The 26,497-nt window shown below is 73.5% G+C and carries 27 protein-coding genes and 1 riboswitch; of the genes, 15 read left to right on the top strand and 12 right to left on the bottom strand.

Translation table 11 applies throughout. The annotated features are described in order from the left end of the window. Positions 1–59 precede the first annotated feature (59 nt). From IH00_RS0113855 to otsB, 3 genes are all read left to right on the top strand, one after another. Entirely contained in the window at positions 60–1,277 is a 1,218-nt protein-coding gene (locus IH00_RS0113855; protein WP_078887748.1) for an extracellular solute-binding protein, read from the top strand. 13 nt (positions 1,278–1,290) lie between these two features. After that, positions 1,291–1,521 carry a DUF3263 domain-containing protein gene (locus tag IH00_RS0113850; protein ID WP_031073255.1) on the top strand — a complete coding sequence of 77 codons (231 nt, stop codon included), beginning with the start codon at positions 1,291–1,293 and terminating at the stop codon, positions 1,519–1,521. Between the two features lie 72 nt (positions 1,522–1,593). Next, a complete protein-coding gene (gene otsB / locus IH00_RS0113845) occupies positions 1,594–2,445 on the top strand; it encodes a trehalose-phosphatase (RefSeq protein WP_031073254.1) in 852 nt (283 codons plus the stop codon). Between the two features lie 56 nt (positions 2,446–2,501). Here the strand turns inward: otsB and IH00_RS0113840 are convergent, their stop codons facing one another. Both IH00_RS0113840 and IH00_RS0113835 read right to left on the bottom strand, forming a co-directional pair. Further along, a complete protein-coding gene (locus IH00_RS0113840; RefSeq protein ID WP_031073251.1) occupies positions 2,502–3,950 on the bottom strand; it encodes an alpha,alpha-trehalose-phosphate synthase (UDP-forming) in 1,449 nt (482 codons plus the stop codon). Positions 3,951–3,995: 45 nt separating this feature from the next. After that, complete coding sequence (locus IH00_RS0113835; RefSeq protein ID WP_031073249.1) at positions 3,996–4,940, bottom strand: glucosyl-3-phosphoglycerate synthase; 945 nt, start codon at positions 4,938–4,940, stop codon at positions 3,996–3,998. A gap of 117 nt (positions 4,941–5,057) precedes the next feature. Then, positions 5,058–5,204, top strand: a riboswitch (SAM riboswitch). On the opposite strand from IH00_RS0113835, the gene thrC reads away from it, so the two are divergent. The 7 genes from thrC (at position 5,198) to IH00_RS0113800 (ending at position 10,635) form a co-directional block, all read left to right on the top strand. Then, positions 5,198–6,505: a threonine synthase gene (gene thrC / locus IH00_RS0113830; RefSeq protein WP_078887731.1), complete on the top strand. Its 1,308-nt coding sequence runs from the start codon at positions 5,198–5,200 to the stop codon at positions 6,503–6,505. (Overlaps the previous riboswitch by 7 nt.) A 32-nt stretch (positions 6,506–6,537) precedes the next feature. Continuing rightward, the gene (locus IH00_RS0113825; RefSeq protein WP_031073245.1) at positions 6,538–6,813 is read left to right on the top strand and encodes a ubiquitin-like small modifier protein 1; all 276 of its coding nucleotides are present in this window, start codon (positions 6,538–6,540) and stop codon (positions 6,811–6,813) included. 405 nt (positions 6,814–7,218) lie between these two features. After that, positions 7,219–7,422 carry a cold-shock protein gene (locus tag IH00_RS0113820; protein WP_031073244.1) on the top strand — a complete coding sequence of 68 codons (204 nt, stop codon included), beginning with the start codon at positions 7,219–7,221 and terminating at the stop codon, positions 7,420–7,422. A gap of 411 nt (positions 7,423–7,833) precedes the next feature. Further along, positions 7,834–9,456: a chaperonin GroEL gene (gene groL, locus IH00_RS0113815; protein ID WP_031073241.1), complete on the top strand. Its 1,623-nt coding sequence runs from the start codon at positions 7,834–7,836 to the stop codon at positions 9,454–9,456. A gap of 144 nt (positions 9,457–9,600) precedes the next feature. Next, positions 9,601–10,044 (top strand): SRPBCC family protein, encoded by a 444-nt coding sequence (locus tag IH00_RS0113810; protein WP_031073239.1) that lies wholly within the window; start codon positions 9,601–9,603, stop codon positions 10,042–10,044. 163 nt (positions 10,045–10,207) lie between these two features. Further along, positions 10,208–10,426: a hypothetical protein gene (locus IH00_RS0113805; RefSeq protein WP_031073236.1), complete on the top strand. Its 219-nt coding sequence runs from the start codon at positions 10,208–10,210 to the stop codon at positions 10,424–10,426. Beyond that, a complete protein-coding gene (locus IH00_RS0113800; protein WP_031073235.1) occupies positions 10,423–10,635 on the top strand; it encodes a hypothetical protein in 213 nt (70 codons plus the stop codon). The genes IH00_RS0113805 and IH00_RS0113800 overlap by 4 nt, the downstream gene beginning before the upstream one ends. A gap of 177 nt (positions 10,636–10,812) precedes the next feature. Here IH00_RS0113800 and IH00_RS0113795 read toward each other — a convergent pair whose 3' ends face one another. From IH00_RS0113795 to IH00_RS0113780, 4 genes are all read right to left on the bottom strand, one after another. Continuing rightward, positions 10,813–11,070, bottom strand: coding sequence for a WhiB family transcriptional regulator (locus IH00_RS0113795; RefSeq protein WP_031073233.1), 258 nt, complete (start codon positions 11,068–11,070; stop codon positions 10,813–10,815). Positions 11,071–11,258: 188 nt separating this feature from the next. After that, a complete protein-coding gene (locus tag IH00_RS0113790; RefSeq protein ID WP_031073231.1) occupies positions 11,259–12,659 on the bottom strand; it encodes a PTS transporter subunit EIIC in 1,401 nt (466 codons plus the stop codon). Between the two features lie 124 nt (positions 12,660–12,783). After that, positions 12,784–13,692: an N-acetylmuramic acid 6-phosphate etherase gene (gene murQ, locus IH00_RS0113785; RefSeq protein ID WP_031073229.1), complete on the bottom strand. Its 909-nt coding sequence runs from the start codon at positions 13,690–13,692 to the stop codon at positions 12,784–12,786. A 22-nt stretch (positions 13,693–13,714) separates the two neighbouring features. After that, a complete protein-coding gene (locus tag IH00_RS0113780; protein ID WP_031073227.1) occupies positions 13,715–14,656 on the bottom strand; it encodes a MurR/RpiR family transcriptional regulator in 942 nt (313 codons plus the stop codon). A 92-nt stretch (positions 14,657–14,748) separates the two neighbouring features. On the opposite strand from IH00_RS0113780, the gene IH00_RS0113775 reads away from it, so the two are divergent. Both IH00_RS0113775 and IH00_RS0113770 read left to right on the top strand, forming a co-directional pair. Beyond that, entirely contained in the window at positions 14,749–15,105 is a 357-nt protein-coding gene (locus IH00_RS0113775) for a hypothetical protein (RefSeq protein WP_031073225.1), read from the top strand. Then, on the top strand, positions 15,102–15,374 hold the full coding sequence (locus IH00_RS0113770) for a DUF4031 domain-containing protein (RefSeq protein WP_031073223.1): 273 nt from the start codon (positions 15,102–15,104) through the stop codon (positions 15,372–15,374). Before IH00_RS0113775 ends, IH00_RS0113770 begins: the two co-directional genes overlap by 4 nt. Before the next feature lie 11 nt (positions 15,375–15,385). On the opposite strand, the gene IH00_RS0113765 is transcribed toward IH00_RS0113770, so the two are convergent. Then, positions 15,386–16,615 carry a Cmx/CmrA family chloramphenicol efflux MFS transporter gene (locus IH00_RS0113765; RefSeq protein WP_039946912.1) on the bottom strand — a complete coding sequence of 410 codons (1,230 nt, stop codon included), beginning with the start codon at positions 16,613–16,615 and terminating at the stop codon, positions 15,386–15,388. A 54-nt stretch (positions 16,616–16,669) separates the two neighbouring features. Continuing rightward, complete coding sequence (locus IH00_RS0113760; RefSeq protein WP_031073219.1) at positions 16,670–17,317, bottom strand: HD domain-containing protein; 648 nt, start codon at positions 17,315–17,317, stop codon at positions 16,670–16,672. 110 nt (positions 17,318–17,427) lie between these two features. Between IH00_RS0113760 and IH00_RS0113755 the strand changes: the two genes are divergently transcribed. Together IH00_RS0113755 and IH00_RS0113750 are read left to right on the top strand one after the other, a co-directional pair. Further along, positions 17,428–18,105 carry a maleylpyruvate isomerase family mycothiol-dependent enzyme gene (locus IH00_RS0113755; RefSeq protein ID WP_031073217.1) on the top strand — a complete coding sequence of 226 codons (678 nt, stop codon included), beginning with the start codon at positions 17,428–17,430 and terminating at the stop codon, positions 18,103–18,105. 169 nt (positions 18,106–18,274) lie between these two features. Then, positions 18,275–18,979 (top strand): copper homeostasis protein CutC, encoded by a 705-nt coding sequence (locus IH00_RS0113750; protein ID WP_031073215.1) that lies wholly within the window; start codon positions 18,275–18,277, stop codon positions 18,977–18,979. 172 nt (positions 18,980–19,151) lie between these two features. On the opposite strand, the gene IH00_RS0113745 is transcribed toward IH00_RS0113750, so the two are convergent. Next, positions 19,152–21,104, bottom strand: a complete 1,953-nt coding sequence (locus tag IH00_RS0113745) for a HelD family protein (protein WP_234334845.1) — start codon at positions 21,102–21,104, stop codon at positions 19,152–19,154. 323 nt (positions 21,105–21,427) lie between these two features. On the opposite strand from IH00_RS0113745, the gene IH00_RS43345 reads away from it, so the two are divergent. After that, positions 21,428–21,604 (top strand): hypothetical protein, encoded by a 177-nt coding sequence (locus IH00_RS43345; protein ID WP_199819749.1) that lies wholly within the window; start codon positions 21,428–21,430, stop codon positions 21,602–21,604. On the opposite strand, the gene IH00_RS0113735 is transcribed toward IH00_RS43345, so the two are convergent. The 3 genes from IH00_RS0113735 to IH00_RS0113725 form a co-directional block, all read right to left on the bottom strand. After that, the gene (locus IH00_RS0113735; RefSeq protein WP_031073211.1) at positions 21,591–23,258 is read right to left on the bottom strand and encodes a DNA repair helicase XPB; all 1,668 of its coding nucleotides are present in this window, start codon (positions 23,256–23,258) and stop codon (positions 21,591–21,593) included. The two genes, IH00_RS43345 and IH00_RS0113735, sit on opposite strands and share 14 nt — an antisense overlap. A gap of 127 nt (positions 23,259–23,385) precedes the next feature. Next, complete coding sequence (locus IH00_RS42735; RefSeq protein ID WP_158827806.1) at positions 23,386–23,547, bottom strand: hypothetical protein; 162 nt, start codon at positions 23,545–23,547, stop codon at positions 23,386–23,388. A gap of 225 nt (positions 23,548–23,772) precedes the next feature. Continuing rightward, on the bottom strand, positions 23,773–26,463 hold the full coding sequence (locus tag IH00_RS0113725; RefSeq protein ID WP_052411376.1) for a helicase C-terminal domain-containing protein: 2,691 nt from the start codon (positions 26,461–26,463) through the stop codon (positions 23,773–23,775). Between the last annotated feature and the right edge of the window lie 34 nt (positions 26,464–26,497).

Here is a 26,497-nt window from a genome sequence, read left to right as displayed (position 1 = left end):
ACGAGGCCGTGCAGCGACGCCGCACTCTGGGAACGACCGCGGCGGTGGCCGCACTGGGCATGCTGGCGACCCTGACCGCCTGCGGCAGCGGCGGCTCGGGGGACGTGACCCTCAAGCTGGTCGCCGCCGACTACGGCAACTCCGGGACCAACACGTCCAAAACGTACTGGGACAACGTTGCCAGAGCCTTCGAGAAGAGCCACCCCGGCGTCAGGGTCGACGTCCGGGTGCTGTCCTGGAAGGACGTCGACCGCGAGGTCGCCGAGATGGTCGCCCGCGACGAGGCCCCCGACCTGGCCCAGATCGGCGCCTACGCCGACTACGCCAAGGCCGACAAGCTCTACGACGTCGACAGCCTGCTGTCCGTCCCCACCCAGGCCAACTTCCTGCCCCTGCTCAGCCGGGCCGGCGAGATGAACCGGGTCCAGTACGGGATGCCGTTCGCCGCCAGCACCCGGCTGCTCTTCTTCAACGAGGAGCTGTTCGACAAGGCCGGCGTGGAGCCGCCCCGGACGTGGGCCGACCTCAAGAAGGCCGCCCAGGCGCTGAGGGCCGAGGGCGTGAAGTACCCCTTCGCGCTGCCCCTCGGCTCCGAGGAGGCCCAGGCCGAGACCATGCAGTGGCTGCTCAGCGGGGGTGGCGGCTACCGCGACGCCGGCGGCTCCTCGTACGAGATCGACTCGGCCGCGAACGTCCGGACCTTCCAGTGGCTCAAGGACGAACTGGTCACCCCGGGGCTGACCGGCCCCGTCGCGCCCGGCAAGCTCGACCGGCAGCAGGCGTTCGACGCCTTCACGCGCGGTGAGGTCGGCATGCTCAACGGCCACCCGACGCTGATGGAGACCGCGGAGAAGGCGGGCGTGAAGGTCGGCAAGGTGCCGCTGCCCGGCATCGAGGGCAAGGCCAAGTCGGCGATGGGCGTCGCCGACTGGATGATGGCGTTCAAGCAGAACGGCCACCGCAAGGAGGCCGGCGCCTTCCTGGACTTCGTGTACCAGGACAAGAACGTCCTGGACTTCTCCGACCGGTACGACATCCTCCCGGTCACCGTCACCGCGAGCAGCGCCATGGCGGAGGACCGCAAGCACGCCGACCTGAAGGAGTTCCTGGAGGCGCTGCCCTCGACCGAGCTGTACCCGGTGGGCGAGACGTCGTGGGCGAAGGTCAGCGAGAGCATCAAGAAGAACATCGGCAAGGCCGTCGCCCCCGAGACCGACCCCGAGTCCGTGCTCCAGCAGATAGCGAAGGACGCCCGGGACGCCGAAGCGGCCGAATAGCTATGTTCTTCGTATGACCGCCGACCTCACTGCCCGGGACAGGGCCGTCCTCGCCATGGAGCGCCGCTCGTGGCCGGGGCCCGGCGCCAAGGAACGCGCGATCAGGGAACAGCTCGCCATGTCGCCGACGCGCTACTACCAGCTGCTCAACGCCCTGCTCGACGATCCCAGGGCGCTGGAGCACGACCCCGTGACGGTCAACCGCCTGCGCCGCGTGCGCGCGTCGCGGGAGGCGCGCCGGTAGCGGTGTGGGCGCGTCGCGGGAAGCGCGCCGGTGGAGGTGTGGGCGCCGAGCGGCCGGGATAGTGAGAACCCCATGGGTACCGAACCGAACGCACTGCCGTATCCGAGTACGCCCGCCGGCCGCGAGGGCCTGGACGCCTTCCTGGCCCACCCCGAGCGGGCGGTCGTCGGCCTCGACTTCGACGGCACCCTCGCCGAGATCGTCGACGACCCCGAGCAGGCCCGCGCCCACCGCGGCGCCGTCGCCGCCCTCGCCGCGCTCGCGCCGCGCGTCGCCTCCATCGCCGTGATCACCGGCCGCCCGGCCGGCGTGGCGGTGCGGTACGGCGGCTTCGCGGGCGTGCCCGGCCTGGAACACCTCGTGGTCCTCGGCCACTACGGCGCCGAACGCTGGGACGCCGTCACCGGCACGGTCCGCGCCGCCCCCGAGCACCCCGGCGTCGCCGCCGTCCGTGCGGAGCTGCCCGGGGTCCTGGACCGCGCGGGCGCCTGGCCCGGCACGTGGATCGAGGAGAAGGGCCGCGCGGTGGCCGTCCACACCCGCCGCGCCGAGGATCCGCAGGCCGCGTTCGACGCGCTGCGCGCCCCGCTGGCCGACCTCGCCACCCGGCACGGCCTGGTCCTGGAGCCCGGCCGCATGGTCCTCGAACTGCGTCCCCCGGGCATCGACAAGGGCGTCGCCCTCACCGACCACGTCCGCGAAACCGGCGCCGGCACGGTGGTCTACGCGGGCGACGACCTCGGCGACCTGCCCGCCTTCGCGGCCGTCGACAAACTCCGCTCCGACGGCACACCGGGCCTGCTGATCTGCAGCGCCAGCGCCGAGGTCCCCGACCTCGCCACCCGCGCCGACCTCGCCCTCCCGGGCCCGGCCGCGGTGGTGGACTTCCTCACGCGGCTGGCGGAGCGGGTGGGAACGGCCTGAGCCCCGGCCGCCGGACGGGCCGGGGCCCGGCTCCACACCGGGGCCTCGGAGAGGGGCTAGCTCTCCCGCAGGGCGTTCAGCTGGTCCAGGAACCAGCGCTGTGGCGGCAGGGACGTGGCCGCCGCGGCCAGGCGCTTGGTGCGTTCGGCGCGCTCCGCGGGCGGCATGGTCAGGGCCTCGTGGAGCGCGGCGGCCGTGCCCGTGACGTCGTACGGGTTGACCGTCACGGCCTCGTCGCGCAGTTCTTCGTACGCGCCCGCCTCCCGTGACAGCACCAGCGCGCAGCCGTCGTCGGAGACCACCGGGACCTCCTTGGCGACCAGGTTCATGCCGTCGCGGATGGGGTTGACCAGCGCCACGTCCGCGAGCCGGTACGCCGCCAGCGAGCGGGCGAAGTCGTCCTCGACGTGGAGGATCACCGGGGTCCAGCCGTCGGTGGCGAACTCCGCGTTGATCTCGTCGGCGAGCTGCGACACCCGCGCCGTGTACTCCCGGTACACCGGCAGGTCCTGCCGCGAGGGGTAGGCGAACGCCAGGTGCACCACCCGCTCGCGCCACTCCGGCCGCTCCTCCAGCAGCGCCCGGTACGCCAGCAGACCGCGCACGATGTTCTTCGACAGCTCCGTGCGGTCCACCCGGACGATGATCTTCCGGTCCATCCCGCCGATCTGCTCGCGCAGCGCCGCCATCCGGTCGTCCACGTCCGCACGCCGCGACCGCTCCCGCAGGAAGTCCGCGTCGGCGCCCAGCCCGTGCACGCCCAGGAACGTCCGCCGCCGCTGGTGGCCCGGGATGCGGTACTCGAAGCTCGGCTCCTGGTCGCGCGGCCAGTACGCCATCCCGTCGAAGTGCCCCAGCACCGACTGGCAGCAGTTCTGGAAGGCGCGCAGCCAGCGCTGCGTGAGGAACCCCAGGCGGTCCGCGCCCAGCATTCCCAGCAGCAGCTCCTCCGCGATGTCGTCCGGCAGCATCCGGAAGTACTCCGGCGGTGCCCACGGCGTGTGCGAGAAGTGCCCGATCCGCAGGTCCGGCCGCAGCTCCCGCAGCATGCCCGGCGCCAGCGCCAGGTGGTAGTCCTGGATCAGCACCGTCGCGTTCCGGTCCGCCTCGTCCGCCAGCGCCGCCGCGAACGCCCGGTTGTACAGCCGGTAGGCGTCCCACTGCCGGCGGAACTCCGCGTCGTAGACCGGCTCGAGCGGCGTCTGGTACAGCATGTGGTGCACGAACCACAGCACCGAGTTGGCGATCCCGTTGTACGCCGCCGAGTAGGTCGCCGCGTCGATGTCGAGCATCCGCACGCCCGGCTCGGCGATCCCGCGCCGCACGGCCTCGCGGTCGCCGTCGCCCAGCGCCGCGCACACCCACAGCGCTCCCGCGTCCGGCCCGATCGCGGAGAGGCCGGAGACCAGACCGCCGCCTCCCCTGCGGGCGTCGAGCGTGCCGTCCGCACGGGGCACGTAGCTGACCGGACCTCTGTTCGAAGCAACGAGAATCTGGGGCGCCATGGAGACGAACCTAGCCCGTACCGGAAACGCTCAAACGTACGGCCCTCACGCCACGCGCCGACGCCGCGCGTACTCGGCCACACTCACCATCGGCGGCCGCTCCTCGGTGTCCACCGCGTGCGTACGCGGGACGAAGCCCTCCTCGCCCCGGTCGAACTGGGTCAGCCGCGGCCGCACCAGGTGCCCCCGCGACAGCCGCAGCTGCGCCGTCCGGTAGATCGCCGCCGCCATCCGGCCCAGCGCCCGGTCGTCCTGGTGCCGGTGCTTGCGCACCCCCACGTCCACCTGTGCCAGCGCGTCCAGCCCGACCAGGTGCAGCGCGTCCACGAGCAGTCCCAGCTCCACCCCGTACCCGACCGGGAACGGCAGCCGCTCCAGCAAGGAACGGCGCGCCGCGTACTCCCCGCCCAGCGGCTGCACGAACCCGGCGAGCTGCGGCCAGTGCAGGTTCAGCAGCGGCCGGGCCACCAGCTCGGTCACCCGCCCGCCCTGGCCGGCCGAGTCCGCCATCGGCCGGTCGTACATCGCCTTGACGAACTGCACGGACGGATCGGTCAGCAGCGGCCCCACGATCCCCGACACGAAGTCCGCCGAGAACTCCCGCAGGTCCGCGTCGACGAAGCACACCACGTCCCCGCCGGTCACCAGCAGCGACCGCCACAGCACTTCCCCCTTGCCGGGCAGCGCGGGTATCCGGGGCAGGATCGCGTCCCGGTGCACCACCCGCGCCCCGGCCGCGGCCGCCACCCGCGCCGTACGGTCCGTCGACCCCGAGTCGACGACCACCAGCTCGTCCACGAGCGGCACGGCCGGCGACATCAGCTCGCGGCGGATCACGGTGACGATCTCGCCGACCGTCGCCTCCTCGTTCAGCGCGGGAAGCACCACGCTCACGGTCGTACCGTGCTTCGCCGCGAGCAGCTGGTCGAGCGGTCGCTCCGTCACGGACCAGGACCGCCGGTCCAGCCAGCGCTCCACCTCTTCCAGCACGTGATCTCCATCTCGCGTATCGGACGACCATCTCAAGCGTCCGGGGGTTCGGTTACAGTCTTGAGCAACGCGGATGACCGTCGCATGTCGGGTCCCCCCGCGATCACAATCGAATACCGCTCATCCAGAGGGGCAGAGGGACACGGCCCGTTGAAGCCCCGGCAACCCTCCAGTCGGCACTCGCAGACGCATGCGCGCGAGGCCCCGGCTAGGGAAGGTGCCAAATCCGTCTCATGGCGAAGTGCGCCATGAGGAAGATGAGGAGAAAGGGCCTCGCCTCCATGGCTGTACAGACTGTCGCCACCGCCAAGAACGTCGATCTCGGTCCCGCCGCCGCCCTCTCCTGTCGCGAGTGCGGCGAGCGCTTCCCGCTCGGCCCGATCTTCGCCTGTGAGCTGTGTTTCGGCCCGCTCGAGATCGCCTACGACCTGCCGGCCGGTGACCCCGAGGCCCTGCGCAAGCAGATCGAGGCCGGGCCCGCCAACATCTGGCGCTACGCGCCGCTCCTGCCCGTCCCCGCGGACGTCGCCGACAAGCCGAACCTGAACCCGGGCTGGACCAAGCTCGTCCAGGCCGACAACCTCGCCCGCGAGCTCGGTGTCGAGCCGGGCAAGCTGTTCGTCAAGGACGACTCCGGCAACCCGACGCACTCCTTCAAGGACCGCGTCGTCGCCCAGGCCCTGGAGGCCGCCCGCGCCTTCGGCTTCACCACCCTGTCCTGCTCCTCCACCGGCAACCTGGCCGGCGCGGTCGGCGCCGCCGCCGCCCGGGCCGGCTTCCGCTCCTGCGTGTTCATCCCGCACGACCTGGAGCAGGGCAAGGTCGTCATGGCCGCGGTCTACGGCGGTGACCTCGTCGGCATCGAGGGCACGTACGACGACGTCAACCGCTTCTGCTCCGAGCTCATCGGCGACCCGCTCGGCGAGGGCTGGGGCTTCGTCAACGTCAACCTCCGCCCCTACTACGCGGAGGGCTCCAAGACCCTCGCGTACGAGATCTGCGAGCAGCTCGGCTGGCGGCTGCCCGACCAGCTCGTCATCCCGATCGCGTCCGGCTCGCAGCTGACGAAGATCGACAAGGGGCTCCAGGAGCTCATCAAGCTGGGCCTGGTCGAGGACAAGCCGTACAAGATCTTCGGCGCCCAGGCGGAGGGCTGCTCCCCGGTGTCGGCCGCCTTCAAGGCCGGTCACGACGTCGTACGGCCCCAGAAGCCGAACACCATCGCCAAGTCGCTCGCCATCGGCAACCCGGCCGACGGCCCCTACGTCCTGGACATCGCCCGCCGCACGGGCGGCGTGGTGGAGGACGTCGACGACGAGCGGATCGTCGACGCGATCAAGCTGCTGGCCCGTACGGAGGGCATCTTCGCCGAGACGGCGGGCGGTGTGACCGTCGGCGTGACCAGGAAGCTGATCGAGGCGGGCCTCCTCGACCCGGCCCTCACCACCGTCGTGCTCAACACGGGCGACGGCCTGAAGACCCTCGACGCCGTCGCGCCGACGACCGGCCCGACCGCGACGATCCGCCCGAGCCTGGACGCGTTCCGCGACGCCGGCCTGGCCTGACCCGTACCGGCTGTACCGAAAGGCATCACGACATGAGCGTCAACGTGCGCATCCCGACCATCCTCCGCACGTACACCGGCGGCAAGGCCGAGGTCACGGCCGAGGGCGCGACCCTCTCCGAGGTCATCGAGTCACTGGAGAAGAACCACCCGGGCATCGCCGCGCGCGTCCTGGACGACCAGGGCAAGCTGCGCCGTTTCGTGAACGTCTACGTCAACGACGACGACGTGCGCTTCGAGCAGGGCCTGCAGACCGCCACGCCGGACGGCGCGGGCGTCTCGATCATTCCGGCCGTCGCCGGCGGCTGACACCGTTTCCTGGAATTGCCCCCTCCGCAGCACAAAGCGGAGGGGGCAATTCTGCATGGTTGAGCGCGGTAGAGTTGGGGAAGTCCCCACCGCTGCCCGTGCCACGCGCATATGAATTCGCGCCCCCGCACGACGAGATGCAGTCAAAGTGTCCGTGCATGTTGCGCCGAATGCGCGCTTTGCCGGGCCCGACTTGCCCCGGATTCTGGCCAATTCGGCCAAATTTTCCGTTCACGCCTGCTCGGAATTCTCGTCCGATTGACCTGTTGCAGACGGCAGTTGGACAGATACATTCAGCGGCGGTCGACGCGTTCCGGCGCACGCCCGCACCTGTCAGCGGGTGAGGTCTGACCCGGGTCCGCGAAGTGCGGTCTCGTGCAAGGGCCAGTAATAGGGGAGTTAGGCATGGCTCAGGGCACCGTCAAGTGGTTCAACGCGGAGAAGGGGTACGGCTTCATCGCGGTCGACGGTGGTGCGGATGTTTTCGTCCACTACAGCGCGATCCAGATGGACGGCTACCGCACCCTGGAGGAAGGTCAGCGAGTCGAGTTCGAGATCTCGCAGGGCCAGAAGGGTCCGCAGGCGGACATGGTCAAGCTCGCCGGCTAGCACTGAGCGGAACAGCCAGAGCGGCACGGCGCGATCCGGCCAGTGACTTCTGTGTGCCGAGGGGCTCGCATCCGAGGAGGGTGCGGGCCCCTCGCGCATGCCCAGCGCCCGTGTCCCCGCACGCATCTCCGTACCTCGCACGCATGCCCCCGCGCACGCGCCGCGCGTGCCCCCGGAGCCTGCCGCGCCCGGTATCGGGACCCGTGGCCCGAACCCCGAGAGGCGCTTGCACTCTCGGGGGTCGAGTGCTAATCATTGGCGTTAGCACTCTGCAGGTGAGAGTGACAACGTAGGACCGGGTCGGTGAGGTCTGCAGGCCGTGTGGGGCAAGGAACCACAAGGCTGCGGGCCGTCCGTCGCGGGCGCCAGCGCGGTCCGGCTTTTCCACCCCGTCCGGGAGGACCACTTCACATGGCCAAGATCATCGCGTTCGACGAGGAGGCACGGCGCGGCCTCGAGCGCGGCATGAACCAGCTCGCCGACGCCGTCAAGGTGACCCTGGGCCCCAAGGGTCGCAACGTCGTCCTCGAGAAGAAGTGGGGCGCCCCCACGATCACCAACGACGGTGTTTCCATCGCCAAGGAGATCGAGCTCGAGGACCCGTACGAGAAGATCGGCGCCGAGCTGGTCAAGGAAGTCGCCAAGAAGACGGACGACGTCGCCGGTGACGGTACGACCACCGCGACCGTCCTCGCCCAGGCGCTCGTCCGCGAGGGTCTGCGCAACGTCGCCGCCGGCGCCAACCCGATGGCCCTGAAGCGCGGCATCGAGAAGGCCGTCGAGGCCGTCTCCGGTGCGCTGCTCGACCAGGCGAAGGAGGTCGAGACCAAGGAGCAGATCGCCTCGACCGCCTCCATCTCCGCCGCCGACACCCAGATCGGCGAGCTCATCGCCGAGGCCATGGACAAGGTCGGCAAGGAAGGCGTCATCACCGTCGAGGAGTCCCAGACCTTCGGTCTGGAGCTGGAGCTCACCGAGGGTATGCGCTTCGACAAGGGCTACATCTCGGCGTACTTCGCGACCGACATGGAGCGTATGGAGGCCTCCCTGGAGGACCCGTACATCCTGATCGTGAACTCCAAGATCTCCTCGGTGAAGGACCTCCTCCCGCTGCTGGAGAAGGTCATGCAGTCCGGCAAGCCGCTGCTGATCATCGCCGAGGACGTCGAGGGCGAGGCCCTGTCGACCCTGGTGGTCAACAAGATCCGCGGCACCTTCAAGTCCGTCGCCGTCAAGGCCCCGGGCTTCGGCGACCGCCGCAAGGCCATGCTGAACGACATCGCCATCCTCACCGGTGGCCAGGTCATCTCCGAGGAGGTCGGCCTCAAGCTCGAGAACGCCGGCCTGGACCTCCTGGGCCGCGCCCGCAAGGTCGTCATCACCAAGGACGAGACCACGATCGTCGACGGTGCCGGTGAGAGCGACCAGGTCCAGGGCCGCGTCAACCAGATCCGCGCCGAGATCGAGAACTCCGACTCGGACTACGACCGCGAGAAGCTCCAGGAGCGTCTGGCGAAGCTGGCGGGCGGCGTGGCCGTCATCAAGGCCGGTGCCGCCACCGAGGTGGAGCTCAAGGAGCGCAAGCACCGCATCGAGGACGCGGTGCGCAACGCCAAGGCCGCCGTCGAGGAGGGCATCGTCGCCGGTGGTGGCGTGGCCCTGCTCCAGGCCTCCCAGGTCTTCGAGAAGCTGGAGCTCGAGGGTGACGAGGCCACCGGCGCCAACGCCGTGCGCCTGGCCCTGGAGGCCCCGCTGAAGCAGATCGCCGCCAACGGTGGTCTCGAGGGTGGCGTCATCGTCGAGAAGGTGCGCAACCTGCCCGTGGGTCACGGCCTGAACGCCGCGACCGGCGAGTACGTCGACATGATCGCCGAGGGCATCATCGACCCCGCCAAGGTGACCCGTTCCGCCCTGCAGAACGCGGCCTCCATCGCGGCGCTGTTCCTCACCACCGAGGCCGTCATCGCCGACAAGCCGGAGAAGGCGTCCGCGCCGGCCGGCGGCGGCATGCCGGGCGGTGACATGGACTTCTGATCCCCCGCGGATCGGTAAGCCCGGTTACGGAACCGAGGGCGGCACCCCCATTGACGGGGGTGCCGCCCTCGGGCGTTCCCGGCCGCCCGCCGGTCGGCCGGCGCAGCCCTCTCGCGGTGCGAGCGGCGGGCCTACGCTGGGGTCATGGCCGTCGATGTGCTCACCGAGATCGTGATCGACGCCCCCTCCGACGAGGTCGCCGCGTACGCCGCCGATCCGTCGAACGCGCCCGAGTGGTACGTCAACATCGTCTCCGTCGAATGGCGGACCCCGCCGGTGGTCGAGGTCGGTGCGCGGGCGGACTTCGTGGCGCGGTTCCTCGGGCGGCGGCTGGTCTACACGTACGAGATCACCGAGTACGAGCCCGGGCGGCGCCTGGTCATGCGCGCGACCGGGGGGCCGTACCCGATGGAGACCACCTACACCTGGGAGCCCTACGGCACGGACGCGTCCCGGACGCGGATGACTCTGAGGAATCGCGGCGGGGCTGGGCACCGGTTCGCCACGCCCGCGGTGCGGCGCGCGAATCGCAAGGACCTGGCCATGCTGAAGTCCCTCATGGAGAAGCGGGCCCGCCCCGAGGCGTGAGCCCCGGGGGCGGGTTCGGGTCGGATCCGGACCCTTCCGATCGGCCGTGTGTCAACTCCCGTTACCACAGATGGGGTTGTTGGTCCCCATATCTGTCCAGGCAGGCCACACGTCGACCACGCTGTGTGCAGAGGTCGAGCACTCAGTGTGGAGGTGCCAGGTCATGGGGTTGCGCTCGGAGGAACGGCTGCGGGCGGCCGAGGAAGCGGTCGCCCGGTTGCGGGGGGAACTGCGTCGGGCGGGTGTGACCCTGCCGTCCCTGCGGGTGGATCCGGTGACGGCCACGAGCGAGATGGCCGTTCACCCGCTGGTGGAGCTGGGGCGCTGCAACCTCGACACCGCCCTGCGGCTCGCCGCCGTCCTGCACGAGGTGCGCCGGTGAGGGCCGGGGAGTACGTGATCGACGGACGCGACGGGCGGGTCGGCGAGGTGAGGGGGCGCTCCGGGGGTGCCGTACGGCTGCGCCCGCCCGACGGGGGCCGGGAGTGGGAGTGTCCGGCTCAGCTGCTGAGACCGGCGACGCCGGGCGAGGTCCTGCGGGCGCGGGTGCGGCAGCTCAACCGGCAGGTGCGGCTGGGGCCTTGGGGCTAGGGAGTCCCCGCAGGGCGGGCCGACGGCGTCCGGTGCGTGCGATCGCGAGGCGGAGGGAGCCGCTGCGGTGGGGGCACCTCCCGTGCCCGGAGGCGACGGCGGCCGGCGGCGACCGACGACCACGCGGCGGGCGCGCGTGCCGGGGACCGACGGGCGGACGGGACTCGGCGGACACGGCTAGGACCGGCCGCGGGCCGCGGCGGCCCGGGAGCGGCGGCGCAGGGTGCGGCGTTCGGCCTCGCCCAGGCCGCCCCACACGCCCGTGTCCTGGTTGTTCTCCAGGGCCCACTCCAGGCACTGCTGCCGTACGGGGCAGCGGCGGCAGACGGTCTTGGCGGCCTCGGTCTGGAGCATGGCGGGCCCGCCGGTTCCGATCGGGAAGAACAGGTCGGGGTCCTCGGTCCGGCATGCCGCGGCGTTGCGCCAGTTCTGCATGGGGGATTCCTCCTTTTCGTCTCCACTTCGGGTGACCGTCACTTCTCCTCCCAAACGGACCATCACCTTTCCTCCTCATCCGCCCTCATCGCGACCCCGGCCCGACGTCGCCTCGACTGCCCGCGCGGCGCGGCGCTCTCCGCACCTGCCGTCGGCGTGAGTTGACGCCGGCCGGGGCACCCGCGAGCTCACGGAGCAGGCGGTGGGGTGGCGGCGGGCTCGTTCAGGGCCGCTTCACCGAGGCCGAAGAACCAGGTGGCGAGGAAGCCGGCGACGTACCCGGTGAGCAGCCCGCCCGCGTAGACGGCGACGGTGGTGAGGGCCGGCCCGCCGTCGCCGCCGTGGAGCAGCGGGAACAGCGCCCAGCCGGACGGGCCGATCGCCGTGGAGCCGACGGTGTCGCCCAGCATGCCGAGCAGCCCGATGAACCCGCCGCCGAAGGCTCCGCCGACGCAGGCGGTGACGAAGGGGCGGCCGAGGGGCAGCGAGACGCCGTAGATGAGCGGTTCGCCCACGCCGAGGAGGCCGGCGGGCATCGCGGACCTGATCGTGCGGCGCAGGTCGGTGCGGTGGCGGAGCCGTACGTACACGGCGGCGGCCGCGCCGACCTGGCCCGCGCCCGCCATGGCGAGGATCGGGAGGAGGACGGTGGAGCCCTGCTGCTCGATGAGGGTGGTGTGGATGGGGATCAGGGCCTGGTGCAGACCGAGCATGACGAGGGGGAGGAACAGGCCGCCGAGGACGAATCCGGCGGCGGCCCCGGCGTTGCCCAGGAGCCAGTCGGCGGCGTCGCCGATGGCGGTGGAGACCGCGCCGGCGACCAGCATCAGGCCGAAGAGGGTGACCAGGCCGGGGACGAGCACCGTCACGGTCGGCGTGACCAGCACGTCGAGCGCCTCCGGCACACGGCGGCGGCACCACTTCTCCACCCGGGTGGCGAGCGCGGCGGCGGCGAGCGCCCCGAGGACGCCGCCCTGGCCGGGGGCGAGCTGGTGGCCGAGGACGTGCACGTTCGTCACGCCCGCGTAGACGATGACCGCGGCGACCGCGCCGCCGAGGATCGGCGTGCCGCCGAACTCCTTGGCGGTGTTGTGACCGACGAAGACGGCGATCAGCGCCATGAAGCCGGAGGCGACGGCGGTGAGGGCGGGGGTCAGGCCGGGCAGCCAGCGGAGGTTGACGAGCAGTCCGTTGAGGCCCGCGATGATGCCGCAGCCGATGAGGGCGGGGATCAGCGGGACGAAGACGTTCGCGACGCGGCGCAGGAACAGCTTGCCGGGCGTGGCGTTCCGCGCCTTCTGCGCCGCTCTGACGGCCTCGCCGCGGGCGGTGACGAGGAGGGCCTCGAACTCCGGGGTGACGCGGGCGACGGTGCCGGGGCCGAGGACGATCTGGTACGTCTCCTCGTCCTGGACCACGCCCAGGACGGCGGGGTGCGCCCGGACCTCGGCGTCCCGGACGAGCGTGCGGTCGCGCAGGCCGACGCGCAGGCGGGTCATGCAGTGGGCGACGGAGGTGACGTTGTCGGCGCCGCCGAGGAGGGGGAGGAGCGCGGCGGCGGTCGTGCCGGGGTCGGTCGGTGCGGTCATGGCGCGGATGGTGCCAGGGGGCGGGCGCCGTGCGGCGGCCGCACGCCGGTGGGCGGGCCGTGCCCACCCGTTCCGCCCCCCCCCGGTGGCGCCGTCCCGGGGCGGGCCCCCTGCTGACGTCTCGTCAGCGCGCGGTGTCGAGGGCGGCGCGGAGGTGGCCGCCGCTGCGCGCCAGCAGCCGGGTGGCCGTGGGGGCGTCCACGCCGGCCAGGAGCATGAGGACCGCGGGCTTCACCTCGCCGTCCGCGGCCCTGAGCGCCGCCTCGATCGCGTCGTCGGGCGCGCCGGTGGCCAGGGCGACGATCCGGTGCGAGCGGGCCCGCAGCTTGTCGTTGGTGGCGCGCACGTCGACCATGAGGTTCCCGAACGTCTTGCCCAGGCGGATCATCGTGATCGTCGAGATCATGTTGAGGACGAGCTTCTGCGCCGTGCCCGCCTTCAGCCGCGTGGAGCCCGTGACCAGTTCGGGGCCGACCACGACCTCGATGGCGTGGTCCGCGGCGGCGACCAGCGCGCTGCCCGGGTTGCAGGCGAGGCCGACCGTCAGCGCGCCCGCCTTCCGCGCGTGCTCGACCGCACCGACGGCGTAGGGCGTGCGGCCGGAGGCGGAGACGCCCACCACCGTGTCGTCGGGGGTGAGCTCCAGCGCCGCCAGGTCCTCGGCCGCCAGCTCCGCGGAGTCCTCGGCGCCCTCGACGGCCTCCACCAGCGCCGCGCGGCCGCCCGCGATCAGGCCGACGACCTGGCCGGGGGCGGTGTTGAAGGTGGGCGGGCATTCGCTGGCGTCGAGCACGCCGAGCCGGCCCGCCGTGCCGGCGCCCGCGTAGATCAGCCGGCCACCGCGGGCCATCCGCTCGGCGGTGGCGTCGATCACGGCGGCGATCCGCGGGAGCTGGCCGGTGACGGCGGTGGGGACGGACCGGTCCTCGGCGTTCATCAGGCGTGCGATCTCGGCGGTGGGCAGCCGGTCGACGTCCGCCAGCTCCGGGCGGAACGCTTCGGTGGTGAGGGCGGACAGTTCGGCAGGCTTCATCGTGCAGCGCTCTTTCGGCCGGTCAGCGGGTGCGGGTGCGGGTGCGGGGGGAGTGGCGGTGGGCGAGGGCCTCGTACGACGCGGCGAGCGCGGGTGCGGCCGTGTCGTACGTGCGCTGGGTGACCCCGGTGAACAGGCAGTCGACGACCAGGAGCTGGCTCGTACGGGACGACATGGCGGCGGGGCGCAGCTCGCTCTCGCGGGCGACGGACGTCGTCAGTATGTGGTCGGCGTACTGCGTGACCGGGCCGTCCGGGCGGCCGGTGATGGCGACGGTCGTCGCGCCCCGGTCGAAGGCGACCCGCAGCGGTTCTATGACGTCGCCGGTGGAGCCCGAGTGGGTGATGGCGATGGCGACGTCGCCGGAGCGCAGCTGCACGGCGTTGGTGACGGCGAGGTGGGGGTCGCTGTGCGCGTGCGCGACCAGGCCGATGCGGAGCAGCTTCTGGGCGAGGTCCTGGGCGACGAGCCCGGAGGCGCCGACGCCGTAGATGTCGGTGCGGCGGGCGGCGGCCAGTGCGGTGACGGCGGCGCCGAGCTGGGCGGTGTCGAGGTTGGCGGCCGTGTCGGCGAGGGTCTGCTGCTCGTCGTGGGCGAGCTTGGCGACGACGTCCGCGAGGGGGTCGTCGACCGCGATGTCGGCGGTGACGGACGGGGCCCGGCCGGACTGCTGCTGGGCGGCGAGCCCGGCGAGCGCGAGGCGCAGGTCGCGGTAGCCGGGGTAGCCGAGCAGGCGCGCGGTGCGTACGACGGTGGCCTCGCTGGTGCCGGTGAGCTCGGCCAGTCCGGTGACCGTGAGGGCGGCGCAGCCGGCCGGGTCGGAGGCGACGGCTTCGGCGACCCGCTGCATCGAGCGGGTCATGGAGGGCGCGAGGGTACGTACCTTGGCGGCGAGGGCGGCCGGGGCGGGTGGGGTGTCTCCGGCCGGGTCCGGGGTGAAACTTTCCTTCACTTCGTTGGTCACACCGTGAAAGGTATTTTCAGCCCGGAAGGTCGTCAACCCCTGGTCCTCCCCGGGGCCATGGGCCGCGGGACCGGTGGGGGGACAATGGCTGCATGAACGCCGTGGACCCCCTGGAGCAGTCCCTGCACGCCGCCCGTGCGCTGGTCCTCGCCGACCTGGTCGCGCGGGACGTCGCGCAGGCCGAGGTCGTCTCGCTGGTCGAGGACGCGGTGACGCACCGCCGCTGGTGGGTCGAGCAGTGGCCGGAGGGCGTCTCGTACCTCGCCGGGCTCGTCGCCCAGGACGTCCAGGACGCGCTGCTGGAGCGGTACGGGCGCTGGCCGCTGTGCCCGGTGTGCGACGCGGGCGACCCGCACGCGCTGGACGTGGAGCCGGAGTTGGGCCCCGACCCGCACTGGGTGTGCGGCAGGGCGGGGGTCGTGGTCGCCCCCGTGGGCGGCCTCACGTGACGCTCTACATCGACCCGCCGAACTGGCCCGGCCACGGCCGGATGTGGTCGCACCTGATCAGCGACGTGTCCTTCGAGGAGCTCCACGCCTTCGCCGAGCGGCTCGGCGCACCGCCCCGCGCCTTCGACGGCGACCACTACGACCTGCCGTCGCGCCGGTACGAGGACGCGGTGGCGGCCGGGGCGGTCGAGGTGTCCTCCAAGGAGATCGTCCGCCTTCTCAGGGCGGCGGGCCTGCGCCGCCCGAAGCGCCGCCGGGCGGCGGGCTGAGGGCGGGGCCGTCAGACCGGGGTGATCCGGTCGTGGTCACGATCCCGGCGGTCCTGCCGGGTGTCCTTCGCGCCCGCGACCACCCGGGAGGCCGGCGCGCGGCCGTGCAGGCGCAGGGCCAGGGCCGCGGTCGCCAGAGCCACGAGGGTCATCGCCGCGCCCGCCCAGGCCGGGGACCGGAAGCCGAGGTGCAGGTCGATGACCGTGCCGCCGAGCCAGGGGCCGCCCGTGTTGCCCAGGTTGAAGGCGGCGGTCGTCGTGGCGCCCGCCAGGGTCGGGGCCGCACCGGCGACGTTGAACATGCGGGCGTTGAGTGCCGGAGCCGTGTAGAACGCCGAGACGCCGAGCAGGAACGAGAGTGCGATCACGGCGGCCGGGCTGGACGCGGACACGGCGAGTGCGACCAGGAACAGCGTCGACGCCGCGATGCCGCTCAGCAGGACCCCGAACAGGTGTGCGTCCGCGACCCGTCCGCCGATCGTCGTACCGATCAGCGCGCCGAGGCCGAAGAGCGCGAGCACCGTCGGGACCCAGCCCGCGTCGAGGCCGGCGACGTCCGTGAGCAGCGGGGCCAGGTAGGAGAAGGCGCAGAAGACGCCGCCGGCGGCTAGCGCGGTGACGGCGACGGCCAGCCGGACGTGCCGGTCGCGGTAGATGGACAGCTCGCGCCGCAGCCGCGGCTTCTCCTCCGGCAGCGGGATGCGGGGGATCAGCGTCATCACCCCGGCCAGCGCGACCGCCGAGGCCGCGCCGACCGCCCAGAAGGCCGACCGCCACCCCAGGCGCTCGCCGAGGAAGGCGCCCGCCGGGACGCCGAGGACGTTCGCGATGGACAGCCCGCCGATCATCACGGCCATCGCGCGGGCCCGCGCCCCGAAGGGCACCATGGCGATCGCGACCGCCGCGCCCACGGCCCAGAACCCGGCGCAGGCGAGCGCGCTGACCACGCGGGACACGAAGAGCACGCCGTACGAGGGGGCCAGCGCGCCCGCGACCTGCCCGGCGCCGAACACCGTGATCAGGGTGATGAGCGTCGTCCGGCGGGGCAGCCGCAGTGTCGCCACCGCCAGCAGCGGGGCGCCGACCACCATGCCGATCGCGAACGCCGAGATCAGCAGCCCGGCGCGCGGGATCGAGACGTTCATGTCGTCGGCGATCGGCGGCAGCAGCCCCGACAGCATGAACTCGCTCGTGCCGAGCGCGAAGACGGACAGGCCGAGTACGTAGACGGCCAAGGGCATGCGGGTGCGTTCGGTCTGCGGCGGCATGACAGGGGTCAACGCCCCCCGTGCGGCTTACATTCCCGTCTCCAGCAGTTTCAGCTCCGTCGTGAGGTTCTGCCGGGCCCGCTCCTCCCACTCCCGGCGCCCGTGCGGTGTGCGGAACAGGCACGGCAGACCGAGCAGATGGCGCAGCACCGCGGCGCGGCCCTCGCGGAACGCGTCGTCGGGGACGAAGGCGTACTCCTCCCGTACCGACGCCGCGTACGCCGCGTACCGCTCCGGCGCGGCCGCCAGGATCGCGAGGTCCGCGTCGCACAGGACCTCGCCGTTGCGGTCGCCGTCCGCCGGGTCGTGGGTGACGGTCAGCCGGACGAGCCGGGCGACCTCCGCCGTACGGGCCTCGTCGAAGCCGAGCTCGGGCAGTGCGCGCTCCGCGAGGCGGGCGCTGCGGTCCTCGTTGGTGGAGCGCTCCGGGAGGTAGACCGCGTCGTGGAACCACGCGGCCAGGCGTACCAGGTCGGGATCCTCGGCGTACCGCGCGAGTTCGTCGACGCGGTCGAGGACGGCGACCAGATGATCGGTGGTGTGGTAGCGGCGCTGCGGTTCGGCCCAGCGGGCGAGCAGGTCGTCCGCGTACCGCTCGGTGCGGGGCGCGGGCGCGATGGCTGCCCAGCGGCGGCGCAGGTCGTCGTGGGCGGGGTGCTCCGGGAGTGCGGCCATGGCCTCATTGTGCCGCCGCGGGTCCCCGGGGCCGGCGGGAGGCTCCTCGCGCCGCCGCGCCGCGGCCGGAGCGTTGCCAGGGGCGGCGGTGGCCGCTTTGCTGGGGGACCATGACGGATGTACGTGACGCGACGGACGGACGAGACCCCGAACTGCCCGGGCGGCTGCTGCGCACCGAGCGCGACGCCCTGGTCCCCCTGCTCCGCACACTGCCTGACGAGGCGTTCGCGATGCGGACGTGCTGCCCCGGCTGGACCGTGCGGCACGTCCTGGCGCACTGCTCGGCCGCGCTGACGCGGCTGGTGGAGGACCGTTTCGAGGACGGCGTCTTCAGTGCCGAGGCCAACGACCGGGACATCGCCGAGCGCGCCGAGTGGACGAACGCGGCGGTCGTCGACGAACTGGAGCGCGGCCTGACCGAGGCCGGCCCGGTCGTCGCCGCGGCCCCGGACGGGCGGCACGACGGCCTCGCGCTCGGGGAGTGGGTGCACGCGGGCGACGTACGGGAGGCCCTCGGCGAGCCGGGAGCGTACGCGGGACCGGCCCTCGCCCCCGCGCTGGAGCTGCTCGCCTCGGTGACCCGGTCCCGCGGCACGCTGCCGCTCCACGCGGACCTCGACGACCGGGACGACCCGCTGCTGCTGGGCGCGGCGACGGGCGAGCACCCGCCCGCCCGGTACCTGGGGCCCGCCTCGACGCTGGTCCGCCTGTACGCGGCCCGCCCCCTGACCGGCACGCGCTACGACCTGGCGGGCGTGAAGGAGGCGGAGCTGGTGCTGTTCGGCTAGGCCTGTCTTCAGGATCAGGCCGCGCGAGCCCGGCAGGATCCGGAGGACAGGCCCCTGGAGGCGACGGACGGGGCGGGCGTTCCGCGGGTGCCGGCGAGCGGCCGCTGCGTTCGCGGGGGCCGCGCATTAGGCTGTTCATTGGACTAGACCTGTAGCGAATGGAGCCCCAGTGAGCAACCGTGCAGTCCTGGAGGTGATCGCCCTCGACGCGGAGGACGCGATCGCCGCACAGGCCGGAGGAGCGGACCGCCTCGAACTGGTCACCGACATGGCGGCCGACGGGCTCACCCCGTCCCGCGAGACCTACGGGCGGATCCGCGCCGCCGTGGACATCCCGCTGCGCGTGATGCTCCGGCTGGCCGACGGGTTCGCCGCGGGTGACATCGACGCGCTCGTACGGGTGGCGCGGGAGATGCGCGCGGAGGGCGCGGACGAGTTCGTCCTGGGGTTCCTGGACGAGGCCGGCCACGTGGACCTCGTCGCGGTCGAGCGGCTGGTCGCCGAACTCGACGGCTGCCGCTGGACGTTCCACCGTGCGCTCGACCGCGCCGCGGACCGGGACGCGGCGCGCAAGCAGCTCGCGGACCTGCCGGGCCTCGACACCTACCTGACGGCCGGCTCGCCGGCGGGCGTCGACGAGGGGCTCGCGACGCTGCTCGCCGAGGCCGCGGCGGGGCGGCGCGGCGAACCCGGTTACGCCCCGCGGCTGCTGGTGGGCGGCGGGCTCCGGCTCGACCACGTGCCCGCGCTGCTGGAGGGCGGTGTGGCGGGCTTCCACATCGGCGGCGCGGCACGCCCGGCGGGCTGGTCGGCGCCGGTCTCGCCGACGGCGGTCCGCGCGTGGCGCACGGCCCTGGACGAGGGCGGCCGCTGACCCGGCCGGAGGCCGTGGGGTGAGGTGGTGGCCGGTGTCCTGCCGGGCGTAGGCAGTCGCCGGCCCGGCCGGTGGCCGGATGCGCCGTGACCGCGGCCGCTGGCCCGGCCGGTGGCCGTGGGCCCTCCCGGGCGCCCCGCCCCGGGCCGCCGGAGGCGGCGCCCCCGGAGCGTCAGGCCAGCGGGGCGGGCAGCGGCGCCGCGTGGAGGAGGGTGAGGCCCGAGACCGCTCGGGTCAGGCAGACGTAGAGGCGGCGCAGGCCGGTGCGCTCGTCGGGCTCGCCGTCGACGATCGCCGACGGCTCGTCGAGGACCACGTAGTCGTACTCCAGGCCCTTCGCCAGCGAGGCCGGGACCAGGGTCAGGCGGGACTCGGACGTCGTCTCCTCGCCCGGGGCGAGGTACGGCAGACCCGCCGAGGCCAGCGCCCGTGCCAGCACTTCGACGCGCGCGTCCGCCACGATCAGGCCGATCGAGCCCTCCCGCCGCAGGGACGCGCGGCACGCCGACACCACGGAAGCGGTCAGACCGTCCACCGGGCACGGCACGATCTCCAGCGAACCCGGCGCCTCACGCACCGATCGCACCTCCGCCAGGCCCGGCGCGATGTGCGGCAGCAGCCGCGAGGCGTACGCGATCACCTCGCGCGGCACGCGGAAGCCCGCCGTCAGCTCCTCCACCAGCGCGTCCGGCTTGCCCAGGTGCCGCAGCGCCTCCGCCCAGCCCGCCGTCGCCCACGGCGTCGTGCCCTGCGCCAGGTCGCCCAGGACCGTCGCCGAGCCGGTCGTGCAGCGGCGCCCCACCGCCCGGTACTGCATCGGCGACAGGTCCTGCGCCTCGTCCAGCACCACGTGGCCCAGCGAGTGCGTGCGCTCCACCAGGTCCGACGCCTCGTCGATCAGCACCGCGTCCGCCGCCGACCACTTCGCCGACTTCACGGAGCGCGGCGGCTTCGGCCACAGCACGGCCTTCTGCTCCTCCGCGGAGAGCAGGCCCCCGGCGTGCGCCACGAGGAAGTCCGCGTCGGACAGCAGCCGGTGCACCAGCTTCGCCGGGTCGACCGGCGGCCACACCTCCTTGACCACCGCCTTCACCGCCGCGTTGCGCGCCACCGCGTTCTGCACGCGGTCGTCGGGCGCCTCGCCCGCCTGCTCCATGCGGACCAGCACCGCGTGCGCGATCCGCTGCGGCAGGGCCTCGCGCGCCGCGCCGTACCGGATGTCCCGGTCCAGCAACTCCCGCACCATCTCCTCGAGTTCGTGAGCGGGCACCCGCCACCGCCGCGAGCCGCGCACCACCATCAGCGGCTCCGTGGGCAGCGTGACGTGGGCGTACAGCGCCCGCCGCAGCACCTCGGCCATCCGGGCGTCGCCCTTCACCAGGGCCGCCGCGGCGTCGTCCACGCCGCGCACCTCGACGTGCGCCACCAGGTCGTCCACCGTCGCCTGCCGGACCTCCAGCTCGCCCAGCGCCGGCAGCACCTGCTCGATGTAGTGGAGGAAGGAGCGGTTCGGCCCGATGACGAGTGTTCCGGTGCGCGCCAGCCGCTCCCGGTGCGCGTACAGCAGGTACGCCACCCGGTGCAGGCCCACCGCCGTCTTGCCCGTCCCCGGGCCGCCCTGGACGCACACGGTGCCGGCCAGCCCCGACCGTACGATCGCGTCCTGCTCCGGCTGGATCGTCGCGACGATGTCCCGCATCGGGCCGACGCGCGGCCGCTCGATCTCCGCCTGGAGCAGCCTCGACGTCCGCTCCGCCTCACCGGGGTCGGACAGGTGCTCGTCCTCGTACGCCGTGAGCTCGCCGCCGGTGTAACCGAAGCGGCGCCGCAGCGCCACGTCCTGCGGGTCCTTCTTCGACGCCCGGTAGAACGGCTGCGACACCGGCGCACGCCAGTCGATCACCATCGGGTCGCCGTCCCCGTCGTGGACGTGCCGCCGCCCGATGTAGAAGCGCTGTCCCTCCTGCGTGGTGTGCAGGTAGTCCAGCCGCCCGAAGAACAGCGGGGTGTGGGACAGGTCGGCCAGCGCCTTGATGCGCTGCTCGATCTGCCCCTCCAGGACGGCGGCGTTGACCCAGTTCGCGGTGACGTCGCGGATGTCGAGCGCCTCGACGTCCTCCCTCATCGCGCGCAGGGCGGCGCGCGAGGCGGCGAGGTGGGCCCTTTCGTGAGCCAGGGGGTCTGGGGCGGGCGCGGGCACGGCGGAGCCTCCGTCGGTCGTACGGGCGGGGTGGCGGGGCCGTCCGGTTTCCGACCGGGCGGCGGCGCTCCACGGACGGGAGGCGGGCAAGGCGGGGGAGTCTAGCCACCCGCCCCACCTACGGGCCACCGGATTACGACCCGTAGGGGATGCCCCGCCCGCCGTATGCCCGGAGTCGTACGCGGACGGCGGCCCGGTTCCGTCCGAGGACCGATGTACCGCTCCCGGACGCGAACCATCATGGAGACATGACCACAGCCGCCTTCACCCCCGACAGCTCGGGCGCCACGGCCCTGGGCCCCGACCAGCACCCCTCCCACCGCCTCGGCAACACCCTGCGTGCGATCAAGGTGTTCGCCGAAGCGGCGTTCGGGGTCGTCGTCCTCGGCGAGTACGGCCCGGAAGCGGGCGTCAGGCGCCGCTGAGACCCACGTCCGGATCGGCGGCCAGCAGCTGGTCCGCGTCCATGATCCGGTACGCGTACCCCTGCTCGGCCAGGAACCGCTGCCGGTGCGCCGCGAAGTCCTGGTCGATGGTGTCCCGCGCGACCACCGAGTAGAACATCGCCTTGTGCCCGTCCGCCTTGGGCCGCAGCACCCGGCCCAGCCGCTGTGCCTCCTCCTGGCGCGAACCGAACGTGCCCGACACCTGGATGGCGACCGTCGCCTCCGGCAGGTCGATCGAGAAGTTCGCGACCTTCGACACCACCAGCACACCGAGTTCGCCGTTGCGGAACGCGTCGAAGAGCTTCTCGCGCTGCGCGTTCGACGTCTCACCCTTGATGACCGGGGCGTCCAGGTGCTCGCCCAGCTCGTCGAGCTGGTCGATGTACTGGCCGATCACCAGCGTCTGCTGGCCCCGGTGCTTCTCGACCAGCGCCTCCGTCACCTTCCGCTTCGTCGCGGTCGTCGCGCAGAAGCGGTACTTCTCCTCCGTCTCGGCCGTCGCGTACGCGAGCCGCTCCGAGTCGGTCAGGTTCACGCGGACCTCGACGCAGTCGGCGGGCGCGATGTAGCCCTGCGCCTCGATCTCCTTCCACGGCGCGTCGAACCGCTTCGGCCCGATCAGCGAGAACACGTCCGACTCGCGGCCGTCCTCGCGCACCAGCGTCGCGGTCAGCCCGAGGCGCCGCCGGGCCTGGAGGTCGGCGGTGAACTTGAACACCGGCGCCGGCAGCAGGTGGACCTCGTCGTAGACGATCAGGCCCCAGTCGCGGGAGTCGAAGAGCTCCAGGTGCGGGTAGACGCCCTTCCGCTTGGTCGTCAGCACCTGGTAGGTGGCGATGGTGACCGGGCGGATCTCCTTCTTCGTACCGCTGTACTCGCCGATCTCGTCCTCGGTGAGCGAGGTCCGCTTCACCAGCTCGTGCTTCCACTGGCGGGCCGAGACGGTGTTGGTGACGAGGATGAGCGTGGTGGCCTTGGCCTGCGCCATGGCCCCCGCCCCGACGAGCGTCTTGCCGGCGCCGCAGGGCAGCACGACCACGCCGGAACCGCCGTGCCAGAAGCCCTCGACGGCCTGCTTCTGGTACGGGCGCAGCGCCCAGCCGTTCTCGTCCAGGTCGATGCGGTGCGCCTCGCCGTCCACGTAACCGGCGTGGTCCTCGGCCGGCCAGCCCAGCTTCAGCAGAGTCTGCTTGATCTGCCCGCGCTCGGAGGGGTGCACGGCGACCGTGTCGGGGTCGATGCGCTGCCCGACCAGCGGCTGCACCTTCTTGGAGCGGAGGATCTCCTCCAGGACGGGCCGGTCGGTGGTGGTGAGCACCAGGCCGTGCGTGGGGTGCTTGGAGAGCGTGAGCCGCCCGTAGCGGGCCATCGTCTCGGCGACGTCGACGAGCAGCGCGTGCGGCACCGGGTAGCGCGAGAACTCGACGAGCGCGTCCACGACCTGCTCGGCGTCGTGCCCGGCGGCCCGGGCGTTCCACAGGCCGAGCGGGGTGACGCGGTAGGTGTGGATGTGCTCGGGAGCCCGCTCCAGCTCCGCGAACGGAGCGATGGCGCGACGGCACGCGTCGGCCTGCTCGTGGTCGACTTCGAGCAGGAGTGTCTTGTCGCTCTGGACGATCAGTGGTCCGTTCACGCCTCACCCTTTCCTGGCGTTCCTGGTGTGGCCTCGGGACTCGGCCAAACATCCAGTGTTACGCATCGGCGGGGCGAGTGGCGGAGCCATGGGGGACCCCGGGGTCCGCGGGGGCGGGTGGCGATGGTCACAGCGGGGGCAGCGTGATGGTCTGGATCAAGGGGCCCTCGATCTGGAGGTCGCTCAGCGGGCCGCTGATCGGAGGCAGCCCGATCGCGGCGGCGGGCGTGGCGAGGGTGGTGAAGAAGATCGTGACGGCGGTCAGGACGAGGGCGAGGCGACGGCTCATGGGTGGGTCCTTCCACGCGGCGCGGGGACGGCGGACGGGCCCGCGCCGCGTGCGGCGGGACGGGCCCGGTCACCTCTTTCCGTGCGGTGCCCGAGGTGGCGGGCCGGACGCCTTGTGGCTGCCCGTGGCGCGCCGCGGGGATGCGGACCGTCCCCCGGGAGTGGGGACTTGCTCACTCCGGGGAGGGAAATCCCGGCAGCGGGCGCATGACGGGGACGCGCCCCGTCACAACTGGTCGTCCGCCACTTCCGCCACACCCGTGATGCGGTGCAGCGGGTAGGTGCGGACCTCGTCCGCGGTGTGGTCGTACGCCGTGACGAAGCCGCCCTCGACGCGCACGGGGGCGATGACGCGCTGGCTCGCGGCGCCGTCGGCGTTGACGTAGCCGATCCAGACGGCCGAGCCGGTCATGGCGGCGGCCTGGACGGTGGCGAGGGTCTCGGCGGCGGAGGTGCGGGGCAGGTCGCCGCCGCCCTGCCCGCTGCTCTCCTCCTTGCGCACGACCGCCGCGGCCTGGTCCCCGGCGCGGATCGCGCGGACGGCCGCGTTGAGGAGCGTCGCGTCGGGCACGGGCGGCCCGTCCGGTACGGGGGCGGGCGGTGTACGCGGCGGGGTGCGGCGGGCGTGGGCCCGGGTGACGAGGACGTCGCCCTCGGCGGATTCGGCGGCCGGCGCGAAGCCCATGGCCCGCAGCCCCTCCAGCAGCGCCGCGGGGTCGGCCTGGGCGGCCAGCACGGTGGGCGCGAGGCGGCGCAGCCGCAGGGACGCCGACCGCTTGTCGGCGAGGATCTCGCCGAGCACCGCGTCGTCGTCGCACCGCACGTAGGCGGAGGCCGCCCCGACGCGCAGGTGGCCGTGTCTGCGGGCGACGTCGTCGATGAGGTACGCGAGGGGCTGGGGGACCGGCGTGCGCGAGTGCGCCGCGAGGAAGGCGTGCAGGTCGGCCGCGGTCTGCCCGGCGTCGAGGGCGCGGCGCACGGAGGCGGGCGTGAACCGGTACACGGTGGCGCCGCCCTTGGACTCGACGTCCGCGAGCACGGAGAGCGTCTCGGCGAGCGGCCGCCGGAGGGGGCCGGGGGCCACGGCGGTGAGGTCGGCCTGGAGCAGGACGTGGTCGACGGGGTCGGGCAGCAGCGGCGCGAGCAGCGCGGCGGCCCGCGCGGCGCCTTCGGCCGCCTCGGCGACGGAGATCCCGCCGTCGGCGCCGGGGCCCCGCGGGTCCGCCCCCGCGGCGGGCCCGCCGGCCGGAGCCGCGCCGGCGGCCGGAGCGGCCCCGGTGGTCCGGGCGGTCCCGGCCGGGCTCGAAGCGGCGGTGGCCCCCGCGGTCGTCGCCGGCCCGGCGGCCGGGGTCGCGTGGGGCGTTCCGGTGCCGGGGGCCGGCGCGTCCTCGTACGCCTGCGCGGGCGTGAGCAGGGCGCGGCCGGGGGAGGAGAGGGCGCCCCGGCCCGTGATGCCGAGGAGCTCCGCCTCCGCGAGGGCCCAGGTGGCGAGGCGCGCCCGCAGGTCGGTGCCCGCCGCCGCGGCGGAGCCGCGCAGGGGGCGCTCCCAGCGCAGGCGGGCCAGCAGCGTGTCCGGGTCGGGGGACGCCCCGGCGGGCAGTCCGGCGAGCAGGGTCAGCACGCGGCGGCGTACCTCCGGGGCCGCGCCGCGGTCCAGGTCGGGGCCGAGCGCCGAGAGCGTACGGCCCTTGGTGTCCTGGCCGCCGACCAGGCCCGGCGTCCGCGACGCGGGCAGCCAGGCGGCGACCAGCCGGGCCCACCGCTCGGCCGTCGGCAGGTCGAGCCACTCGTCGTAGGCGGGCGTCGGGGCGTACCGCTCGTCGGCCTCGCCGTCCGGGGCGACCAGCCCGGCCGCGTACGCGAGCTCCACCCAGAACGCCGCCACCGGCTCCGGCACGTCCAGGGCGGCCGCGGTGCGCTTCAGGTCCCGTACCGCCAGGCCGCCGGACCGCAGGACCGGCGGCCCGCCCTCGTGCCACTCCCTGAGGAGCTCCTCGACGGTCGCCAGAGCCGTGTACGCCTGACCCGCCGCCGCGCTGTCCACAACCTGTGGACGGCCTTCGGCCGTCGCCACGGACCTCGCCGGGGCGACCACGGGCGGCACCGGCTCTGGCACCCGGTGCGCCCGCCCGCCGCGCAGGTGCAGCGCCGCCTCCCGCGGCAGCACCACCGTGCGGGCCGTCGCCGGCAGCAGCAGGCCCCGGTCCCGCAGCCAGCGCACCGGCGGGGCCGGGTTCGGCGTCACCTCGCCGTACGGCGGGCCCCACACCAGGCGGTCCAGCACCCCCAGCGCCTCCGTCGGCGCGTCGTCGAGGAGCGCGGCCATCCGCTCCCGGTCGGTGAACAGCTCCGTCAGCGCCGCCACCGCCGACACCGGGTCGTGCGTGGTGGGCAGACCGACCGCCGCGAGGATCTCCTGGATCCGCGTCGGGGACATGCCCGACGTCGCCTCCGCGACCGTCGGGCCGAGGCCCGTCGGCGACGGGTGCTGCGGCGACGGTGCGAGCAGCTCGCGCGCCGTGCGCACCAGCCGCAGCCGTTCGTCGTCGCCCCACACCAGCGCCTGGTCGCGCAGGAGCGCCACCGCGCCGGGCAGCGCCGCCTCGATGGCGGGGTCGCCCTCGTCACCGGCCATCAGGGCGAGGAGCACGGGGTACGGCGCCGGGTCCGGCGCCACCGCGAGCGCCTCCGCCGTCTGCAACGAGAAGCGGTCGAGCCGCTCCAGGGCCCGCACCACCGAGGCGCGCGTACCGGCGCGCGTGGCGAGCTGGGTCAGATCGCCCGGTACGGGTACGAGGAGGTCCGGCCGCGCCCGCAGCAGCACGGCCAGGCCCTCGTCGCCGCGCGCGCGGAGCGCCTCCGCGAGGGTGCGGGGAGCGGACGTACCGCCCTTGCCTTCGTTGCCTTCGGTCCCCATCCGCCCCACGTTAGCCCCTGCGCGCACGCTAACG

The sequence above is a fragment of the Streptomyces sp. NRRL S-118 genome, from assembly GCF_000716335.1.
Lineage (GTDB): Bacteria > Actinomycetota > Actinomycetes > Streptomycetales > Streptomycetaceae > Streptomyces.
The sequence above is the reverse complement of the archived record's forward strand: the minus strand, read 5'-3'. Positions and strand labels throughout refer to the sequence as shown.

Bases quoted from the DNA above. Each gene is read 5' to 3' on its own strand.
- IH00_RS0113855 (WP_078887748.1), top strand. From the start codon at position 60: ATGCTGGCGACCCTGACCGCCTGCGGCAGCGGCGGCTCGGGGGACGTG.
- IH00_RS0113850 (WP_031073255.1), top strand. From the start codon at position 1,291: ATGACCGCCGACCTCACTGCCCGGGACAGGGCCGTCCTCGCCATGGAG.
- otsB (WP_031073254.1), top strand. From the start codon at position 1,594: ATGGGTACCGAACCGAACGCACTGCCGTATCCGAGTACGCCCGCCGGC.
- IH00_RS0113840 (WP_031073251.1), bottom strand. From the start codon at position 3,950: ATGGCGCCCCAGATTCTCGTTGCTTCGAACAGAGGTCCGGTCAGCTAC.
- thrC (WP_078887731.1), top strand. From the start codon at position 5,198: ATGAGGAGAAAGGGCCTCGCCTCCATGGCTGTACAGACTGTCGCCACC.
- IH00_RS0113825 (WP_031073245.1), top strand. From the start codon at position 6,538: ATGAGCGTCAACGTGCGCATCCCGACCATCCTCCGCACGTACACCGGC.
- IH00_RS0113820 (WP_031073244.1), top strand. From the start codon at position 7,219: ATGGCTCAGGGCACCGTCAAGTGGTTCAACGCGGAGAAGGGGTACGGC.
- groL (WP_031073241.1), top strand. From the start codon at position 7,834: ATGGCCAAGATCATCGCGTTCGACGAGGAGGCACGGCGCGGCCTCGAG.
- IH00_RS0113810 (WP_031073239.1), top strand. From the start codon at position 9,601: ATGGCCGTCGATGTGCTCACCGAGATCGTGATCGACGCCCCCTCCGAC.
- IH00_RS0113805 (WP_031073236.1), top strand. From the start codon at position 10,208: ATGGGGTTGCGCTCGGAGGAACGGCTGCGGGCGGCCGAGGAAGCGGTC.
- IH00_RS0113795 (WP_031073233.1), bottom strand. From the start codon at position 11,070: ATGCAGAACTGGCGCAACGCCGCGGCATGCCGGACCGAGGACCCCGAC.
- IH00_RS0113790 (WP_031073231.1), bottom strand. From the start codon at position 12,659: ATGACCGCACCGACCGACCCCGGCACGACCGCCGCCGCGCTCCTCCCC.
- murQ (WP_031073229.1), bottom strand. From the start codon at position 13,692: ATGAAGCCTGCCGAACTGTCCGCCCTCACCACCGAAGCGTTCCGCCCG.
- IH00_RS0113775 (WP_031073225.1), top strand. From the start codon at position 14,749: ATGAACGCCGTGGACCCCCTGGAGCAGTCCCTGCACGCCGCCCGTGCG.
- IH00_RS0113765 (WP_039946912.1), bottom strand. From the start codon at position 16,615: ATGCCCTTGGCCGTCTACGTACTCGGCCTGTCCGTCTTCGCGCTCGGC.
- IH00_RS0113760 (WP_031073219.1), bottom strand. From the start codon at position 17,317: ATGGCCGCACTCCCGGAGCACCCCGCCCACGACGACCTGCGCCGCCGC.
- IH00_RS0113755 (WP_031073217.1), top strand. From the start codon at position 17,428: ATGACGGATGTACGTGACGCGACGGACGGACGAGACCCCGAACTGCCC.
- IH00_RS0113745 (WP_234334845.1), bottom strand. From the start codon at position 21,104: ATGAGGGAGGACGTCGAGGCGCTCGACATCCGCGACGTCACCGCGAAC.
- IH00_RS43345 (WP_199819749.1), top strand. From the start codon at position 21,428: ATGACCACAGCCGCCTTCACCCCCGACAGCTCGGGCGCCACGGCCCTG.
- IH00_RS42735 (WP_158827806.1), bottom strand. From the start codon at position 23,547: ATGAGCCGTCGCCTCGCCCTCGTCCTGACCGCCGTCACGATCTTCTTC.
- IH00_RS0113725 (WP_052411376.1), bottom strand. From the start codon at position 26,463: ATGGGGACCGAAGGCAACGAAGGCAAGGGCGGTACGTCCGCTCCCCGC.